Genomic DNA, 18059 nt, shown 5'->3' on the forward strand with positions numbered 1-18059 from the left:
TCAGTGCGGCGCGGTGATCCTGACCTCGGCCACCGTGCCGTCACCGCGCAGCGCCAGCGCTCCGGGGCCGTCCCGGCGTACGCAGTCGAGGCGGCCGAGCGGATTCCCCGGCCCGTCCTGTCCACCGACGGCGACGCCTTCCGTGACGGCCACGACCAGCAGGACCTGGCCCGCCGCGCACACCGTCGCCGCCTCCCCTGCGGCCGTGACGCCGACGATCCGCACCTCGGCCGTCGCGCGGCCCCTGCGGGTCATGACGTTCAGATTGCGCACCGCGCCCGCCACCAGCCGGCAGTCCGTCGCCGCGTCACCGGGAAAGACGAAGGGGCACAGCGGCTCGACCTGCCGCGGTGCGGCCCCGCCCACGGTCAGCAGCATGCCGTCGCCCTCGACCGGGGTGATCACGCGGTCGGTCCCGGGAAACACCGAGAAGGGGCCGTCCCCGGCCACGTCCGCGACGCTCACCCGCCAGTCGGCGCCCTCCGCGACCTCCCTGGTCGTACCGCCGCCGTTCTTCCACGGCACGACGCGGTACCCGCTCCAGCGCAACACGTCCTCGCCCACCCGCCGCCTCCGCTCCGACAGCCGACACATGATCACCGAATCCGGGGGTCAGCCTATGCGCGGCGCATGAACCCTATGCGGAACGCACGAACAGCGCCCCGGCCTCCCGCAGCCAGCCGTCCAGCGCCGCGAAGACCGCGGCGGAGCGGTCCCCCGGCCAGTCCGCGGGGCGCAGGTCGGCGGGCAGGCCCGGGTCCGCGTAGGGGAGTTGGCGCCAGGAGTCGAGAGCGAGGAGATAATCGCGGTACGCCTCCTCGGGCGGCGGGGGAGCGCCCTTGCGGGTCTCCCAGGAGCGCAGCACCGGCTCGTGGCGGTCCAGGAACGCCTCGTGCTGTTTGGCCAGGGACGAGAGGTCCCACCAGCGGGCGACCGCCTCCGCCGTCGGCGCGAAGCCCAGGTGCTCGCCGCGGAACAGGTCGACGTACGGGGAGAGTTGGAGCCGCTCCAGGGTGTGCCGGGTCTCCTCGTAGAGGTGCGCGGGGGCGATCCAGACGCCCGGCGCCGCCGTGCCGAAGCCGAGGCCCGCGAGGCGGGAGCGCAGCACGTGCCGCTTCTGGCGCTCCACCTCGGGCACGGAGAAGACGGCGAGGACCCAGCCGCCACCCCGCCGCGCGGCCTCGGTGCCGTAGATGCGGCGGTCGCCGTCCTCCAGGAGCTGGCGCGCGTCGGGCGAGAGCGCGTAGCCCGCGGCGCCCGCCGCCGTGCGCGCGGGCACCAGCAGGCCGCGCCGCTTGAGCCGGGACACCGACGACCGCACCGACGGCGCGTCCACGCCGACCGGCGCGAGGAGGCGCACCAGCTCGGCCACCGGGACGGGGCCGGGTGCGGCCCGGCCGTAGGCGCCGTAGAAGGTGACGATCAGGGACCGTGGGGTGTGCTGCTCGGACACGTGATCACTCTACGGGCCCGGTTCCGCCGGCGGCCCGGCGCGCAGCCGGAACCGCTGGAGCTTCCCCGTCGCCGTCCTCGGCAGGGCGTCCAGGAAGACGATCTCGCGCGGGCACTTGTACGGCACGAGCTCTCCCTTGACGAACTCGCGCAGCCGGTCGGCGTCGGGCGTCGCCCCTGCGCGCAGGACCACGTGGGCCACGACGACCTGGCCGCGCCGCTCGTCGGGGCGCCCCACGACCGCGGTCTCGGCGACGTCGGGGTGGCGGAGCAGGGCCTCCTCGACCTCGGGGCCCGCGACGTTGTACCCCGCCGAGATGATCATGTCGTCGGCGCGGGCGACATAGCGGAAGTAGCCGTCGGCGTCGCGGACGTAGGTGTCGCCGGTGATGTTCCAGCCGTGCCGTACGTACTGGAGCTGGCGGTCGTCGGCGAGGTACCGGCAGCCCACCGGGCCGCGCACGGCGAGCAGTCCGGGCTCGCCGTCCGGCACCGGGGCACCGGAATCGTCGACCACGCGCGCCTGCCACCCCGGCACGGGGCGTCCCGTCGTGCCGGGCCTGATGTCGTCGTCGGCGGCGGAGATGAAGATGTGCAGCAGCTCCGTCGCGCCGATGCCGTTGATGATGCGGTGGCCGGTGCGCAGGTGCCAGGCCTGCCAGGTGGCCGCGGGCAGGTTCTCCCCGGCCGAGACGCAGCGGCGCAGCGAAGAGAGGTCCTGCCCGTCGAGCTGGTCCAGCATCGTGCGGTACGCGGTCGGGGCGGTGAAGAGCACCGAGATCCCGTGCCGTCCGACGGCGGGCAGCAGCTGCTTGGGGCCGGCCTGTTCGAGCAGGACGGACGACGCGCCGAAGCGCAGCGGGAAGATGACGAGACCGCCGAGCCCGAAGGTGAAGCCGAGCGGCGGGCTGCCCGCGAAGACGTCGTCGGGCACCGGCTTGAGGATGTGCCGCGCGAAGGTGTCGGCGATGGCGAGCACGTCGCGGTGGAAGTGCATGCACCCCTTGGGCCGCCCCGTCGTGCCGGAGGTGAACGCGATGAGCGCGACGTCGTCGGCGGCCGTGTCGACCGCCTCGTAGACCGTCGGCTGCCGGGCGGCGCGCGCGATGAGGTCGTCGGGGCCCTCTCCGCCGTACGTGGTGACGCTCAGCCCCGGCACCCCGGCCTTGATCAGGTCGTCCACCGACCGCACGTCGCAGAGCGCGTGCCGCACCTCGGCGATGCCGCACATGGTGGCGAGCTCCTGCGCGCGCTGCTGGGCGAGGACGGTCACGGCGACCGCGCCCGCCTTCATCACGGCGAGCCAGCAGGCCGCCAGCCACGGTGTGGTGGGCCCGCGCAGCAGGACACGCTGACCGGGCCGCACGCCGAGCTCGTCGCTCAGGACGTGCGCGATCCGGTCGACGTGCTGCCGCAGCAGACCGTACGTCCAGGTGTCGCCGGACGCGGTGTGGAAGGCGGGGCGCCCGTCGCCGCACCGCTCGGCGGTGTGGTCCACGAGCTCCGCGCCGCAGTTGAGACGGGCGGGGTAGCGCAGCTCGGGACGGTCGTGGACCAGCGCGGGCCACCGCTCGCGCGGCGGAAGGTGGTCCCGGGTGAACGTGTCGACGTGGCCGGACGGTGTCAGCCCCGGATCGGCCGGATTGCCGGTGGGTTCCATGGCGGCTCTGCCCCCTTGCCTGCCGGTCGGGCGCTGTGGTGGGCTCGCTCCATGAGCGTATCGTGACGGTGACGACAGTCAACGGTGCGCGATAAAGGAGAGGACCGGATGACGGCATTCTCGCTCGATCCCGCACAAACCGCCCGCTGCGCGGAGCTCCGCACCCTCGCCGCCGAGCGGCTGCGCCCCTTGGCGGAGAAGGGCGAGCCGGGCCACGTGAACCGCCCACTAGTGAGGGCGCTGGGCGAACTCGGCCTGCTCGACGCGCTGTTCGAGGGGGGTGGAGCTCCCCCAGGGGCGCGGGGAACTGCGCGCCCAGCCCCCTCCGGCCCGCAGAAACAAACCGGCCCCCCCAGCGAAGCGTCCCGCACACTCGACCTCTGCCTCACCCGAGAATCCCTCGCCTACGCCTGCACAGAGGCGGAAACCGCCTTCGCCCTGCAAGGCCTCGGCGCCCACCCCGTCCACACCCACGGCACCCCCGCCCAGCGGGAACAGTGGCTGCCGCAGGTCCGCCGCGGCCACGCCATCGCGGCCTTCGCGCTCTCCGAGCCGGACGCCGGCTCCGACGCGGCGGCCCTGAACCTCGCCGCGACCCCCGACCGCTCCGGCGGCTGGCGCCTCACCGGCGAGAAGTGCTGGATCTCGAACGCCCCCGAAGCCGACTTCTACACCGTCTTCGCCCGTACGTCCCCCGGCGCGGGCGCCCGCGGCGTCACCGCCTTCCTGGTCCCCGCCGACCGCCCCGGCCTCGCCGGCACCCCCCTCGACATGCTCTCCCCGCACCCGATCGGCGCCCTCGCCTTCGACGGCGTGCGGGTCACCGCGGACGACGTGCTCGGCGAGGTGGACCGCGGCTTCCGGGTCGCGATGACCACGCTCAACCGGTTCCGGCCGAGCGTCGGCGCGTTCGCGGTCGGCATGGCGCAGGCCGCGCTCGACGCCACGCTGGCCCACACCGCCGAACGGACCGCGTTCGGCGGCCCGTTGAAGGAGCTCCAAGCTGTCGCCCACCAGGTCGCCGAGATGGCCACGCGCACGGAGGCGGCCCGCCTGATGGTGTACGCGGCAGCGGCGGCGTACGACCGGGAAGGGCCGCAGGCGCCCGGCATCGCCCGACGCGCCGCGATGGCGAAACTCATCGCCACGGAGACCGCCCAGTACGTGATCGACGCGGCCGTCCAGCTGCACGGGGCCCGCGCGCTGCGCCGCGGACACCTGCTGGAGCACCTCTACCGCGAGGTGCGCGCGCCCCGCATCTACGAGGGGGCGAGCGAGGTCCAGCGCACGATCATCGCGAAGGAGCTGTACGCCGCCGACCTGCCGCACCCCGCCTCCACCCCCGCACAGGAGCCGCCCGCATGAGCAGCCTGCACCGCGTCAACCCCGCCGAACTCTCCCCGCCCAAGGGCTTCTCGCACGCCGTCACCGCGACCGGCTCCCGCCTGGTCTTCCTCGCGGGCCAGACCGCGCTGGACAGCGAGGGCGAGGTCACCGGAACGACCCTGCCCGAGCAGTTCGAGAAAGCCCTGACGAACCTCCTCACGGCCCTGCGCCACGTGGGCGGCACCCCCGCCGACCTCGCCCGCGTCACCGTCTACGCCACGGACGTCGCCGACTACCGCGCCCACGCCCCCGAACTCGGCCGCGTCTGGCACCGGTTGGCGGGCCGCGACTACCCGGCGATGGCGGTGGTGGGCGCCGTGCGCCTGTGGGACGACTCCGCGCTGGTGGAGCTGGACGGGGTGGCCGTGCTCGACTGAGCGAATGCCGCATTCCGGGTGAGCACGCGAATTCCGCGGGTACTCGACGACGACCGCGGCCACCGGGGCCGCGGATGACGGAACGTCCGAGTGTTCCGCGGGAGGGATGACCACGTGCGTTCGAGAAGGGTTACGGGTGTCATCGGAGTGACCGTGCTGTCGACGGCGCTGCTGACGAGCTGCGGCGACGACGGAGGTGAGTCGGACAAGCCGTTCGCCGGGGACAGCGCCGACAAGATCGCCGCCAAGGCGGTGAAGGCCACCAAGGGCGCCGACTCCATGCGCATCAAGGGCGACATGCGGCAGGACGGCAAGCCGGTGAGCCTGGACATCGCGGTCGACCAGGCGAAGAACTGCGAGGGGACGATCGGCACCGAGGGCTCGAAGGCCGAGGTGCGGCACACGGACGGGACGCTGTACCTGCGCGGCAACGAGCAGTACTGGAAGGCCACGCTCAAGTCCCAGCCCGGCGCGCAGAAGGCGGTGTCCAAGGTCGCCGACAAGTGGGTCAAGATGCCCGCCGACGACGCCTCCACCGCCGGCCTCTGCGACAAGCAGGGCCTGGTCGCCTCGATGGACGAGGACAAGTCCGAACGCAAGGGCATGAAGAAGGGCGACACGACGACCGTCGACGGCAAGGAGGCCATCGCCCTGACGAAGAAGGGCTCCGGCGGCGAGACGAACACGCTGTACGTCGCCACGGAGGGCAAGCCGTACATCCTGCGCATCTCCGTCAAGGGCGGCGACACCCCGAACGACGCGACGTTCGGCGACTACGACAAGCCGGTCCGCCCGAAGACGCCGGCCAAGGACGAGACGGTGGACCTCAAGGAAGTGGCGGCGTCGGGGCAGTAGCCGCTCAGCAGAGATCCACGCTCACACGGTCGGGGGCACCGGCATCGGCACGGCCGATTGTCAGTGCCCCCTCCTATATTGCCGCCATGGAGATCACCGAGCGGAGACTCGCGGAGGCGTGGCAGCGGACGGCCGCGCGACACCCCCTGCTCGCGGGGGTCGAGCTGCCACCCGTGGCACTCTCGGACGACGAACTGGACGAGTGTCTCGACCGCGCGGAGGAGACGGAGGACCCCGGCCTGTGCCTGCTGCTGGACGAGGACGGCACGGTGCACGGACGGCACGCTCTCACCCAGGACGCCTTCGACGTCCGCGACCTCGACCAGGTGCTGTATCTGATCGCCGAGTCCGCGATACGCGGGCGCGGTGGCGCCATCGAGGAGGTGGCCGACGCGCTGGAGCAGATCGATCCGGTGTGGGGCAGACGGTTTCGCAGCGGCGCTCTGGACGGCACGGGGACGGTCGAGGCGTGCGGACGCGACCCGTTGGAGGGTCTCGCCTGGATAGCCGAGTCCTGGCGCGAACAGGACCCGTACACCAAGCTCGCCTTCTTCCGCGCGGCGCCCGGACACAGCATCGATGCCGAGCGGCTGGCCCTGGTGTTCGGGGCCGACCCCGCACAGGTCTCGGCCGGTACGCGCCTGCGGGACCTCCGGGCCGTGGACGGCGGCCGGGCCCACTGGGACCGCCAGTGGGAGAGCTGCTGTTTCGGGCAGGCGGGCGGGTGGACCTTCCTGCTGCACCACGACACGCCGCCTGGCTCCTTCATGGGCATGGAGGCGTACGAAGCGCTCGGCGTCAAGGAGAGCGTGTGGCTGACCGCCACCTCCGCGAAGGCGATCTACACCTTCGACTACATGCGGGACGGCCGCCGTGTCGACGACGGGGGCGTGATGGAGCTGATCTGGTACGAGCGCGGCCGCGCTCCCTATCGGCGGGGCGGCGAGCTGGAATTCCTCAACCGCGCCCTGCGCCGCGCCGAGCTCGACCACCCCGAACTGACCAGCACCTTCCAGCTGTACTTCCACGCCTTGGAGACGTCCCTCGGCCTGCGCCTGCCCCGCGAGGACTTCGCGGAGGGACAGGTGCGGGCCGCGTACTGGTCGAAGAGACAGCGGTGAGACCGGCGAGCCGCCGCACCCTCCGTGGAATCCGCGCCCGTGCGGGCCGGAGGAGTGCGGCGGCACCCGTCGGTCAGATGTCCCGGAACGTCTCGATCTGCGCCCCCACCGAGTTCAGCCGCTCCGCCAGGTCCTCGTAACCGCGGTTGATCACGTACACGTTGCGCAGGACCGAGGTGCCCTCCGCCGCCATCATGGCGAGCAGGACGACCACTGCGGGGCGCAGCGCCGGTGGGCACATCATTTCGGCGGCGCGCCAGCGGGTGGGGCCTTCGACCAGGACCCGGTGCGGGTCGAGGAGTTGGAGGCGGCCGCCGAGGCGGTTGAGGTCCGTGAGGTAGATCGCCCGGTTGTCGTAGACCCAGTCGTGGATCAGCGTCTTGCCCTGCGCCGCCGCCGCGATGGCCGCGAAGAAGGGGACGTTGTCGATGTTCAGGCCGGGGAACGGCATCGGGTGGATCTTGTCGATGGGCGCTTCCAGCTTGGAGGGGCGCACGGTGAGATCGATGAGGCGGGTGCGGCCGTTGTCCGCCGCGTACTCCGCCGACCGGTCGTGGTCGAGGCCCATCTCCTCCAGAACCGCGAGCTCGATCTCCAGGAACTCGATCGGCACCCGGCGCACCGTCAGCTCGGACTCCGTGACGACGGCGGCCGCCAGCAGGCTCATCGCCTCGACCGGGTCCTCGGAGGGGCAGTAGTCGACGTCGACGTCGATGGTGGGCACGCCGTGCACGGTCAGCGTGGTCGTGCCGATGCCCTCGACCTCGACGCCCAGCGCCTCCAGGAAGAAGCAGAGGTCCTGGACCATGTAGTTCGACGAGGCGTTGCGGATCACCGTCGTGCCGGCGCTGCGCGCGGCGGCGAGCAGGGCGTTCTCGGTGACGGTGTCCCCGCGCTCGGTGAGGACGATGGGGCGGTCGGGGGAGACGTCGCGCGCCACCTCGGCGTGGTACAGCCCCTCGGTCGCCGCGATGTCCAGGCCGAACCGGCGCAGCGCGATCATGTGTGGCTCGATCGTGCGGGTGCCGAGGTCGCAGCCGCCCGCGTAGGGCAGCTTGAAGTGGTCCATGCGGTGCAGCAGCGGGCCGAGGAACATGATGATCGAGCGGGTGCGGCGCGCCGCCTCCGCGTCGATGGCGTCCATCTCCAGCGTGGCGGGCGGCACGATCTCCAGGTCGACGCCGTCGTTGATCCAACGGGTGCGCACGCCGATGGAGTTGAGCACCTCCAGGAGGCGGTACACCTCCTCGATGCGGGCGACGCGGCGCAGCACCGTGCGGCCCTTGTTGAGGAGGGACGCGCAGAGCAGCGCCACGCACGCGTTCTTGCTCGTCTTGACGTCGATGGAGCCGGAGAGCCGGCGGCCGCCGACGACTCGCAGATGCATGGGGCCCGCGTACCCGAGCGAGACGATTTCACTGTCGAGAGCCTCGCCGATTCGGGCGATCATCTCAAGGCTGATGTTCTGGTTGCCCCGCTCGATGCGGTTCACGGCGCTCTGGCTGGTGGAGAGCGCCTCGGCGAGCTGCGTCTGTGTCCAGCCCCGGTGCTGCCGGGCGTCACGGATGAGCTTGCCGATGCGTACGAGGTAGTCGTCTGCCATGAGTCGCAGGCTATCTCAGATATGAGATGAAGCGCGCGCTGGGGTGAGCCATTCGAGGAGCCGCCGTCCGGGGGACCTCAGCTCACCCGGAAGTTCAGCCGCAGCCGCACGAGGCGTGCCGCCCGCCGTGCACCGACGCGTACGCCGTGGGCCGGGGCCCCGCCGCCGCCCGCGTCACCCGGGCGGCGGCCGCGCGCCCTGCCGACGACTGCGCGTCGTGGACCACTGTGCCCCCGACGAGCGTGAGGCGCACGTCGACGGAGCTGATATCCGCCACCGGACACCGCGTCACATCACGGTCGAGCACCACGAGATCGGCCGCCTTCCCCCTCTCGACGGTCCCGGTGACATGGTCCGTCCGAAGTTGGCGTGCGGTGCCCGCGGTGTGCATGAGCAGGGAAGACGTACGACTGATGCCTTCCTGCGCGCGGTAGAGGTCGCCCTCGCCCTCCATGCCCTCGCGGTCGATCGCGGTGCGTATCTGGTTCCAGACCTGTAGGGGGTCGACCGGCCAGTCCGAGCCACCCGCGAGCGCCGCGCGCCGCTTCTCAAGGCTGCGCGCCGGGTACTGCCAACGGTGCCGCTCCGCGCCGATGTAGGGCAGCAGGGCGTCCATGGTCCAGGTGTTGCGGGCGGCCCACTGGAGTTGCAGACAGGCGACGACGCCGAGCGCGGCGAAGCGGGGGAGGTCGGCGGGATCGACGAGTTGGAGGTGCGCCACGGTGTTGCGGAGATCACGGCGGCCCGTCTTCCGCAGGGCGTACGCGTATCCGTCGAGGGCGGTGCGCACGGCGCGGTCGCCGATGGCGTGGGCGTGCATCTGCCAGCCCTCGGCGTTGAAGGCGGCGCTCAGCCGTCCGTAGTCGGCGGCCGAGACGTACAGGTCGCCGCGGTGGCCGGTCGGCCTGCCGTCCTTGTCGAGGTAGGGCTTCAGGAGCGCGGCGGTCTGCGCGGGGTGCTCGATGACGCCGTCGAGGAAGACCTTCACCGTGCCGAAGCGCACTCCGCGGACGTCCGCGAACTCCGCGCGCAGCTCCTTCGCGTACGCCACCGCGGCCGCCGGGTCCTTCGTCAGGTCGGTCTCGACGCGCAGGGCGGGCGCGATGCGCTGGAGCAGCCGCCCCGACTCGGCCAGCCGCTGATAGAGCCTCAGCTCCGGCCGCCCCACCACGGCTTCCATGAAGGTGGTGACACCGGACGCGGCGGCCTCCGCGAGAGTCTTCGCCGCCGCTTGCGCCAACTGGGTCTCGTCGGGCTCGGGGATGTGCCGGGAGACGAGCGGCTGGGCGTCGTCCTTGAGCACCCCGGTCGGCTTGCCGTCCGCACCCTTCACGATCCTGCCGCCGACCGGGTCCGGGGTGGACGGCGTGATCCCCGCGATGTCCAGGGCGCGCTGATTGGCCCACAGGTTGTGCCCGTCGCCGCCGCGCAGCGCGACGGGGCGCCGCGTCGGCAGGGCGTCGAGCATGGTGTGGTGCGGGGCGGTGCCGTGCGGCAGGAGCCCGACCGGGTTCCAGTCCTCCACGACCAGCCACCCGTCCGGCTCCTGTTCCGCCGAGTCCTTGAGGAACCCCGTCAGCGTCTTCTGCAACTCCTCCACCGTCTGCTCGGCGCCGGCCAGCGAGGGCCGCAGCGAACGGCTCGCGGCGTCCATCGGGTGGGCGTGCCCGTCGTGGATGCCGCTCATGACGGTGCCGCCTTGCGCGTCCACCACCTCGGTGTCACGTCCGACGAAGCGCTTGACGGCGGCGTCCGTGCCGACGGCGAGGATCCGCCCGTCCCGCCCGACGGCCACCGCCTCGTGCCGGGCGCGGCCCGAAGTGCCGGTGAACACACGGGCGTTGTGCACGACGAGGGCGGCGGAACGGCGCGGGGACGAGGCTGCGGCGCCGGGCGCACCGACGGCGACGGCAGCGCCCGCGGCCCCCGCGGCGGCCAAGAGGCCGCGCCGGGGGAGGGCAGAGGACGAAGACGCGTACGACTGGGACACGACCACACTCCAACGCATAGCGGTGACGGCTAGGACACAGGCCCTAGGTGTGCAGGGAACCCTCGACGAGTAATCCGTTAACCAGAACCCGCCGCCGACGACGGATTCCGTACGATGTGCCGCGTGCCAGGGCCGACTCTCGCCGACATAGCCCGCGCCGCGGAGGTCTCGACGGCGACGGTCTCGCACGCCCTCAACGGCACCGGCAGGGTCGGCGAAGCCACCCGCCGCCGCGTCCGCGAGACCGCGGCACGGCTCGGCTACGCCGTCCCGGGCCCGCGGCGCCGCCGCACCCTCGGCATCGCCGTCACCACGTTCGCCACCGCCTGGAACTACACGGAGATCGCGTACTTCTCACGTGCCGTCACGGCCGCCACCTCCGCGGCCCACGCGCGCGGCTACGCCCTCACCACGCTCCCCGCCGACCGCGCCGCCGACGACTCCTGGCACGGCCTCGCCGTCGACGGCATGCTGATCATGGACAGTCCGCGCGGCGACCCGATGGTCCGCGCGCTGCGCGCCCGCGGCATCCCGCTCGTCTTCGACGGCGTGCCCGGCGACCCGCGCCCGGGCGACCACTGGGTCGACAACGACCACGACGCGACCACTCGCACGGTCCTCGACCACCTCGCCGCCGCCGGCGCCCGCCGGATCGCCCTCCAGTCCGGGAGCGGTGACGAGCACTACGCCCACGCGGTGACGGCGGCGTACGAGCGGTGGTGCGGCGAGCGCGGGGCGGCCCCGCTGGTCGTGCCCTTCGACGCGGCCGACGCCCAAGGGCACGCGTTCGACGCGCTGCTGGAGCGCGACACCGGCCGCCGGGACCGCCCCGACGCCGTCTACGCCGCCTACGATCCGGGCGGCCGCCAGCTGCTCGCCGCCGCGGCCCGGCACGGCCTGCGCGTCCCGGACGACCTGCGCGTGGTGTGCGCGAGCGAGGACCTCGCGTACGCGGCGACCGAACCGCCCGTGACCACGGTGACCCTCGACCCGGAGCGGACCGCCCGCACCGCCGTCACGCTCCTCGTCGACCTGGTGGAGGACGGCGGCGCGGCGGTTCCCGGTCCGGTGGTCGTACCCGCGCGCCTGCTGGTCCGCGCGTCGTCGGGCCGCGGGCCCCGGACTCACGGCTCCCGTACGGCCCCCGCGACGACCGAGTCCACGACCTTCCGGACGGCGTCCGGCGGGACACCGTCCGGCTGACCGGCGAAGAGCAGGTGCCCGCTCCCGACGAGGGTGAATGCGAGCGTGTCGGCGTCGGCGTCCCGGGCGATGCGGCCGAGGTCGCGCTCCGCGGCGAGGTAGCCGGCGAGTGCGCCGGCCCCCTCGGTGAGGAGGGGGATGCCGGCCGGCGTGGTCCGCCGCAGCCGGGCGCGGAGCTCGTCCCGTGCGGTGATCAGGCCGAGGATGCCGAGGGCGAGGGGCCCGAACAGCTCCGTGAGCGCGGCGGTGACGTTGTCGGCGACGGTGCCCGTGCCCGCGGCCGCCCGCAGCGCGGCGCCCCGGCTCTCGACGCCACGCAGCCGGTCGAGCACCAGCTCGGCGAGGAACGCGTCGAAGTCGGCGAAGTGCCGGTGCAGGACGCCCTTGGCGCAGCCCGCCTCCGTGGTGACCGCACGGCTGGTCAGCGCGTTCGGCCCGGCCCGGAGCAGGACGCGCTCGGCGGCGGCGAACAGCTGCTCGCGCACATCGCGGATGGCCACTCCTGTCGGCACGTGGGACCTCCCTGTCGCGTGGTTCCGGCAACCCCTCGACCCGTTGACGAGTGGGCAGGTGCCCACCATAGTGGGCGCATGCCCACTCATGAGGGGAACGAACCCCACCGGCACCGCCGGACGGCCGAGTCCTTCGGCGTGGACGCCGAGCGGTACGACCGGACGCGGCCCCGCTACCCCGACGCCCTGGTGGACCGGATCGTCCCGGCTGGCCCCGGCTCCGGGCCCGCCGTCCTCGACGTCGGCTGCGGCACCGGCATCGCCGCCCGGCAGTTCCGCGCGGCGGGCTGCACCGTGCTCGGGGTGGAGCCGGACGAGCGGATGGCGGAGTTCGCGCGGCGGTCGGGTGTGCCGGCCGAGGTGGCGACGTTCGAGGCCTGGGACCCGGCGGGCCGGGAGTTCGACGTGGTGGCCGCGGGCCAGTCGTGGCACTGGGTCGATCCGGCCGCGGGGGCGGCCAAGGCCGCGCGGGTGCTGCGGCCCGGCGGCCGGATCGTGGCGTTCTGGAACGTGCCGGAGCCCCCGCCCGCCGTCGCGGAGGCGTTCGCCGCGGCCTACGAGAGCGTGGCTCCCGACGCACCCTTCGACGTCCGCGCGACACCGCAGCAGGCCGGGGACGGCTACTGGTCGCTGCTCACCAAGGCCGCCGACGGCATCCGCGGGACGGACGCGTTCGGGGAGCCCGAGCAGTGGCGCTTCACCTGGGAGGCGACGTACACAAGGGATGCCTGGCTGGACCAGCTGCCGACCCAGGGTGCCCTCACGCGCCTCCCGGCGGACGATGTGTCCCGGGTCCTCGACGCGGTCGGCGCGGCCGTCGACGCGATGGGTGGCGGCTTCCCGATGCGGTACACGACGGTGGCGCTCGCGGCGGAGCGCCGGGCCCGGGCAGGCGGGAGTGCCTCGTCGCGCGCAGGGGTGATGTACTAGAGTTATCTCGACATCGAGATATCTGCCGAGGCGCACCAGAAGCCGCCACTCGGTAAGGGTTACCTAACTAAGCCTTACCTTAGCGGATCGACGAGGAGTCGTGGCGGCAGGATGTGACGGAACGCGCACAAAAATGAAGGAGACTGTCGTGTCGGCGAACAGCTTCGACGCCCGCAGCACGCTGCGCGTGGGCGACGAGTCGTACGAGATCTTCAAGCTGGACAAGGTCGAGGGCTCCGCACGCCTTCCCTACAGCCTGAAGGTGCTGCTGGAGAACCTGCTCCGTACCGAGGACGGCGCGAACATCACCGCCGACCACATCCGCGCGCTCGGCAACTGGGACTCCCAGGCCCAGCCGTCGCAGGAGATCCAGTTCACCCCGGCCCGCGTGATCATGCAGGACTTCACCGGCGTCCCGTGCGTCGTGGACCTGGCGACCATGCGTGAGGCCGTGAAGGAGCTCGGCGGCGACCCGGCGAAGATCAACCCGCTGGCCCCGGCCGAGCTGGTCATCGACCACTCCGTCATCGCCGACAAGTTCGGCACCGCCGACGCGTTCGGCCAGAACGTCGAGCTGGAGTACGGCCGCAACAAGGAGCGCTACCAGTTCCTGCGCTGGGGCCAGACCGCGTTCGACGAGTTCAAGGTCGTCCCCCCGGGCACCGGCATCGTCCACCAGGTCAACATCGAGAAGCTCGCGCGTACGGTCATGGTCCGCAACGGCCAGGCCTACCCCGACACCCTGGTCGGCACCGACTCGCACACCACGATGGTCAACGGCCTGGGCGTCCTCGGCTGGGGCGTCGGCGGCATCGAGGCCGAGGCCGCGATGCTGGGCCAGCCGGTCTCCATGCTCATCCCGCGCGTCGTCGGCTTCAAGCTGACCGGCGAGCTGCCCGCCGGCACCACCGCCACCGACCTGGTGCTGACCATCACCGAGATGCTGCGCAAGCACGGCGTCGTCGGCAAGTTCGTCGAGTTCTACGGTGAGGGCGTCGCCGCCACCTCCCTCGCGAACCGCGCCACCATCGGCAACATGTCGCCCGAGTTCGGCTCCACCGCCGCGATCTTCCCGATCGACGACGAGACGCTGAAGTACCTGCGCCTGACCGGCCGTGACGAGCAGCAGGTCGCGCTCGTCGAGGCGTACGCCAAGGAGCAGGGCCTCTGGCTGGACCCGGCCGCCGAGCCCGACTTCTCCGAGAAGCTGGAGCTCGACCTCTCCACGGTCGTCCCGTCGATCGCCGGTCCGAAGCGTCCGCAGGACCGCATCGTCCTCGCCAACGCCGCCGAGCAGTTCAAGACCGACGTCCGCAACTACGTCGACTCGGTCGACGAGGCGGGCAAGGAGTCCTTCCCGGCCTCCGACGCCCCGGCCACCACGAACGGCGTCCCGTCGAACCCGGTCCTCGTGACCGCCCCCGACGGCTCGACGTACGAGCTGGACCACGGCGCGGTGACGGTCGCGGCCATCACCTCCTGCACCAACACCTCGAACCCGTACGTGATGGTCGCCGCCGCGCTCGTCGCGAAGAAGGCCGTCGAGAAGGGCCTGACCCGCAAGCCGTGGGTCAAGACCACCCTCGCCCCGGGCTCCAAGGTCGTCACCGACTACTTCGACAAGGCTGGCCTCACCCCGTACCTCGACAAGGTCGGCTTCAACCTCGTCGGCTACGGCTGCACCACCTGCATCGGCAACTCGGGCCCGCTGCCCGAGGAGGTATCGAAGGCCGTCAACGAGCACGACCTCGCCGTGACCTCGGTCCTCTCCGGCAACCGGAACTTCGAGGGCCGCATCAACCCCGACGTCAAGATGAACTACCTGGCGTCCCCGCCGCTCGTCGTCGCCTACGCCCTCGCCGGCTCGATGAAGATCGACATCACCACCGAGGCCCTCGGCGTCGACCAGGACGGCAACCCGGTCTACCTCAAGGACGTCTGGCCCTCCGAGGCCGAGGTCAACGACGTCGTCGCCAACTCCATCGGCGAGGACATGTTCAACAAGTCCTACCAGGACGTCTTCGCGGGCGACGCCCAGTGGCAGGCCCTCTCCATCCCGACCGGCAACACCTTCGAGTGGGACACCGAGTCGACGTACGTCCGCAAGCCCCCCTACTTCGAGGGCATGACGATGGAGACCACCCCGGTCTCCGACATCACGGGCGCCCGCGTCCTCGCCAAGCTGGGCGACTCGGTCACCACCGACCACATCTCCCCGGCCGGTGCGATCAAGGCCGACACCCCGGCCGGCAAGTACTTGACGGAGCACGGCGTGCAGCGCCGCGACTTCAACTCGTACGGCTCGCGCCGCGGCAACCACGAGGTGATGATCCGCGGCACGTTCGCCAACATCCGCCTGCGCAACCAGATCGCGCCGGGCACCGAGGGCGGCTTCACGCGTGACTTCACGCAGGAGGACGCGCCGGTCTCGTTCATCTACGACGCCTCGCGCAACTACATCGACCAGGGCATCCCGCTGGTCGTCCTCGCGGGCAAGGAGTACGGCTCGGGCTCGTCCCGCGACTGGGCCGCCAAGGGCACCGCGCTCCTCGGCGTCAAGGCCGTCATCGCCGAGTCGTACGAGCGCATCCACCGCTCGAACCTCATCGGCATGGGCGTCCTGCCGCTCCAGTACCCGGAGGGCCAGAGCGCCTCGTCCCTCGGCCTGACCGGCGAGGAGACCTTCTCCTTCACCGGCGTGACCGAGCTGAACAACGGCTCGACCCCGCGCACGGTCAAGGTCACCACCGACACTGGTGTGGAGTTCGACGCGGTCGTCCGCATCGACACGCCCGGTGAGGCGGACTACTACCGCAACGGTGGCATCATGCAGTACGTGCTGCGCAGCCTGATCCGCAAGTAGGGTCACGGTACGCGGTAGTTGAGGGCCGCACCCCGTTTTGTACGGGGTGCGGCCCTCGTCGTCTGTCCGCGGGCCGTGGGGGCTGGTCGCGCAGTTCCCCGCGCCCCTGAAAGCGCCCCTCCCGGGGCGCTCCCTAGGGCCGCGGCCAGCCCCCGTACGGGACCGTGATGAGCTCCATGGCATGGCTCGACGGGTCCAGGAAGTAGACGCCCTTGCCGCCGTCGTTGCGGTTGATCTCGTCCGGCTGCTTCTGGTGCGGGTCGGCCCAGTGCCGGATGCCGCGGGCGCGGATCTTGTCGTACGCCGCGTCGAACTCCGCCTCCGTGACGAGGAAGGCGTAGTGCTGCGGGGTGATGTGCTCGGCGGGGATGGTGGCGAAGTCGAGCGTGACGTCGTTGCTCAGGGCCACCGCGATGAACGGGCCCCATTCGGCGGTGATTTCGAGGCCCAGCAGCTCCGCGAAGAACTCGGCGGACTCCCGGTTGTCCCGGGCGTGGACGATCGTGTGATTCAGCTGTACCGACAAGGAATGCCTCCAACAGGCATGTCCTGGCACCTCCATGTCTCACCCGGCCGGTGACCGACACGCGATGCCGCGGTGGATCTTACGTGCGCCGCCCCGCCGGCGCCACCGCCACCGCCGCGACCAGCACCCCGAGCGCCGCCCACGCGAACGCCGCCCGGAAATCGGCTCCTTGGGCCGTGCTGCCGAACACCCCGCCCACCAGGACCGCGAGGCCGAGTGAGCCGCCGAGCTGGTCGACGGAGCGCTGTACGCCGGAGGCGGTGCCCGCGTCGGCCTCCGTCACGTCGGACAGCGCCGCGTGCTGGAGGGCGATCAGGCCGATGCCCATGCCGGCGGCGACGGCGGCCATGCCGGGCAGGACGTCCACCCACAGGCTGCCCCGGTCGGGCAGCCGGGCGAGCCGGCCGAGCCCCGCGGCCGTCAGGAGCAGACCGGCCACCGCCGCGTACGCCGTGCCGAGCGCCCGGACGATCCGGCCCACCGCGGAGACCGCGATCAGGAGCGCGGCACAGAACGGCAGGTACGCCAACCCGGCCTGCACGGGGCTGAGTTCGAGGACGTCCTGCATGTACAAGGTGGCCAGGAAGAAGGTGGTGGAGAGTGCGGCGCTGAGCGGGACCGTCGCCGCGTTCGCGAGCGCCCGGGTCCGGTGCGTGAAGAACGAGAGCGGGACGAGCGGGCTCTTCGCGCGCCGCTCGACGAGCACGAAGGCGCCGAGGAGCGCGCATCCGGCGGCGACGGCGGGCGCGGAGTGGCGCAGCAAGCCGAAGACGAGCAGCAGGGGGCCTGCTGTGAGGAGCGCGGCTCCGGGCAGGTCGAGCCCGCGCGGGCCGCGACGCGGTTCGTCGGGTCGTACGAGGGCGGGGGTGGCCAGGAGTACGACCGCGGCCAGCGGCACGTTGATGCCGAAGATCCAGCGCCAGTCGAGGAGTTGGACGATCGCGCCGGACAGCAGGACACCGACGACGAGGCCGCTCGCGGAGATCGCGCCCCAGACGCCGAGGGCCTTGGCGCGCTCCTCCGGGCCCGGGTAGAGGAGCGCGATCAGTGACATCGCGGCGGGCGAGGCGAGCGCTTCGCCCGCGCCCTGTGCGAAGCGGGCGGCGACCAGTGTCTCCAGGTTCGGCGCGAGCCCGGCGGCCAGCGACGCCAGGGCGAAGAGCGCGGCGCCGAGCAGGAACATCCGCCGCCTGCCGAGCAGATCGGTGAGCCGCCCGCCGAGCAGCAGGAGCCCGCCGCCGACGAGGGTGTAGCCGGTGACGACCCAGGACAGGGGAGCGGGGCCCGCATCGAAACGGTCGCCGATGGCGGGCAGCGCGATGTTGACGACGGTCACGTCGATGGCGATGAGGAACTGGAGGAGGGAGAGCAGCGCGAGGCTGAGCGTACGCGTGCGGTGATCGGTGCGGGTGTTCATGGGAGGGCACTCCAGGTCGGCCCCTGGCCGGTGTGCGGCGGGGGCTGAGGAAGACGGACGCTTCCGTGCCGCGGACCCGCGCGGAGGCGGGTGGGCACCTGGAGCTACTCGGTCACGGACACGCGGGGACCTTAACGGGCGGGAGTGGCGGGACGCACGCGATT

At 72.3% G+C, this 18059-nt stretch carries 15 protein-coding genes; 7 read left to right on the top strand and 8 right to left on the bottom strand.

From position 1 onward, the window contains the following. The 3 genes from ACZ4Z4_RS09935 to ACZ4Z4_RS09945 form a co-directional block, all read right to left on the bottom strand. The gene (locus tag ACZ4Z4_RS09935; protein ID WP_468324753.1) at positions 1 to 564 is read right to left on the bottom strand and encodes a HutD/Ves family protein; all 564 of its coding nucleotides are present in this window, start codon (positions 562 to 564) and stop codon (positions 1 to 3) included. A gap of 73 nt (positions 565 to 637) precedes the next feature. After that, positions 638 to 1453 (bottom strand): PaaX family transcriptional regulator, encoded by an 816-nt coding sequence (locus ACZ4Z4_RS09940; RefSeq protein WP_468324756.1) that lies wholly within the window; start codon positions 1451 to 1453, stop codon positions 638 to 640. A 9-nt stretch (positions 1454 to 1462) separates the two neighbouring features. Then, positions 1463 to 3112, bottom strand: a complete 1650-nt coding sequence (locus tag ACZ4Z4_RS09945) for an AMP-binding protein (RefSeq protein ID WP_468324759.1) — start codon at positions 3110 to 3112, stop codon at positions 1463 to 1465. A gap of 108 nt (positions 3113 to 3220) precedes the next feature. Between ACZ4Z4_RS09945 and ACZ4Z4_RS09950 the strand changes: the two genes are divergently transcribed. The 4 genes from ACZ4Z4_RS09950 to ACZ4Z4_RS09965 all read left to right on the top strand — a co-directional run bounded on the left by ACZ4Z4_RS09950 (position 3221) and on the right by ACZ4Z4_RS09965 (position 6851). Then, positions 3221 to 4477 (top strand): acyl-CoA dehydrogenase family protein, encoded by a 1257-nt coding sequence (locus tag ACZ4Z4_RS09950; RefSeq protein ID WP_468324762.1) that lies wholly within the window; start codon positions 3221 to 3223, stop codon positions 4475 to 4477. After that, positions 4474 to 4875 (top strand): RidA family protein, encoded by a 402-nt coding sequence (locus ACZ4Z4_RS09955; RefSeq protein WP_468324765.1) that lies wholly within the window; start codon positions 4474 to 4476, stop codon positions 4873 to 4875. Before ACZ4Z4_RS09950 ends, ACZ4Z4_RS09955 begins: the two co-directional genes overlap by 4 nt. 147 nt (positions 4876 to 5022) lie before the next feature. Further along, complete coding sequence (locus ACZ4Z4_RS09960) at positions 5023 to 5730, top strand: hypothetical protein (protein ID WP_468324768.1); 708 nt, start codon at positions 5023 to 5025, stop codon at positions 5728 to 5730. 86 nt (positions 5731 to 5816) lie between these two features. Next, on the top strand, positions 5817 to 6851 hold the full coding sequence (locus ACZ4Z4_RS09965) for a hypothetical protein (RefSeq protein WP_468324770.1): 1035 nt from the start codon (positions 5817 to 5819) through the stop codon (positions 6849 to 6851). Positions 6852 to 6924: 73 nt separating this feature from the next. Here ACZ4Z4_RS09965 and ACZ4Z4_RS09970 read toward each other — a convergent pair whose 3' ends face one another. Together ACZ4Z4_RS09970 and ACZ4Z4_RS09975 are read right to left on the bottom strand one after the other, a co-directional pair. Next, positions 6925 to 8454 (bottom strand): helix-turn-helix domain-containing protein, encoded by a 1530-nt coding sequence (locus tag ACZ4Z4_RS09970; protein ID WP_468324773.1) that lies wholly within the window; start codon positions 8452 to 8454, stop codon positions 6925 to 6927. Positions 8455 to 8548: 94 nt separating this feature from the next. Beyond that, positions 8549 to 10444, bottom strand: coding sequence for an amidohydrolase (locus ACZ4Z4_RS09975; RefSeq protein ID WP_468324776.1), 1896 nt, complete (start codon positions 10442 to 10444; stop codon positions 8549 to 8551). A gap of 114 nt (positions 10445 to 10558) precedes the next feature. On the opposite strand from ACZ4Z4_RS09975, the gene ACZ4Z4_RS09980 reads away from it, so the two are divergent. After that, positions 10559 to 11647: a LacI family DNA-binding transcriptional regulator gene (locus ACZ4Z4_RS09980; RefSeq protein WP_468324779.1), complete on the top strand. Its 1089-nt coding sequence runs from the start codon at positions 10559 to 10561 to the stop codon at positions 11645 to 11647. Here ACZ4Z4_RS09980 and ACZ4Z4_RS09985 read toward each other — a convergent pair. Next, entirely contained in the window at positions 11569 to 12159 is a 591-nt protein-coding gene (locus ACZ4Z4_RS09985; RefSeq protein ID WP_468324781.1) for a TetR/AcrR family transcriptional regulator, read from the bottom strand. The two genes, ACZ4Z4_RS09980 and ACZ4Z4_RS09985, sit on opposite strands and share 79 nt — an antisense overlap. A gap of 78 nt (positions 12160 to 12237) precedes the next feature. Between ACZ4Z4_RS09985 and ACZ4Z4_RS09990 the strand changes: the two genes are divergently transcribed. Both ACZ4Z4_RS09990 and acnA read left to right on the top strand, forming a co-directional pair. Beyond that, positions 12238 to 13089: a class I SAM-dependent methyltransferase gene (locus ACZ4Z4_RS09990; protein ID WP_468324783.1), complete on the top strand. Its 852-nt coding sequence runs from the start codon at positions 12238 to 12240 to the stop codon at positions 13087 to 13089. Between the two features lie 148 nt (positions 13090 to 13237). Then, positions 13238 to 15952, top strand: a complete 2715-nt coding sequence (acnA, locus tag ACZ4Z4_RS09995) for an aconitate hydratase AcnA (protein ID WP_468324785.1) — start codon at positions 13238 to 13240, stop codon at positions 15950 to 15952. A gap of 133 nt (positions 15953 to 16085) precedes the next feature. On the opposite strand, the gene ACZ4Z4_RS10000 is transcribed toward acnA, so the two are convergent. Together ACZ4Z4_RS10000 and ACZ4Z4_RS10005 are read right to left on the bottom strand one after the other, a co-directional pair. Next, the gene (locus tag ACZ4Z4_RS10000; protein WP_468324787.1) at positions 16086 to 16478 is read right to left on the bottom strand and encodes a VOC family protein; all 393 of its coding nucleotides are present in this window, start codon (positions 16476 to 16478) and stop codon (positions 16086 to 16088) included. Positions 16479 to 16557: 79 nt separating this feature from the next. After that, a complete protein-coding gene (locus tag ACZ4Z4_RS10005) occupies positions 16558 to 17895 on the bottom strand; it encodes an MFS transporter (RefSeq protein WP_468324790.1) in 1338 nt (445 codons plus the stop codon). Between the last annotated feature and the right edge of the window lie 164 nt (positions 17896 to 18059).

This window comes from Streptomyces sp. NPDC030245, assembly GCF_055572995.1.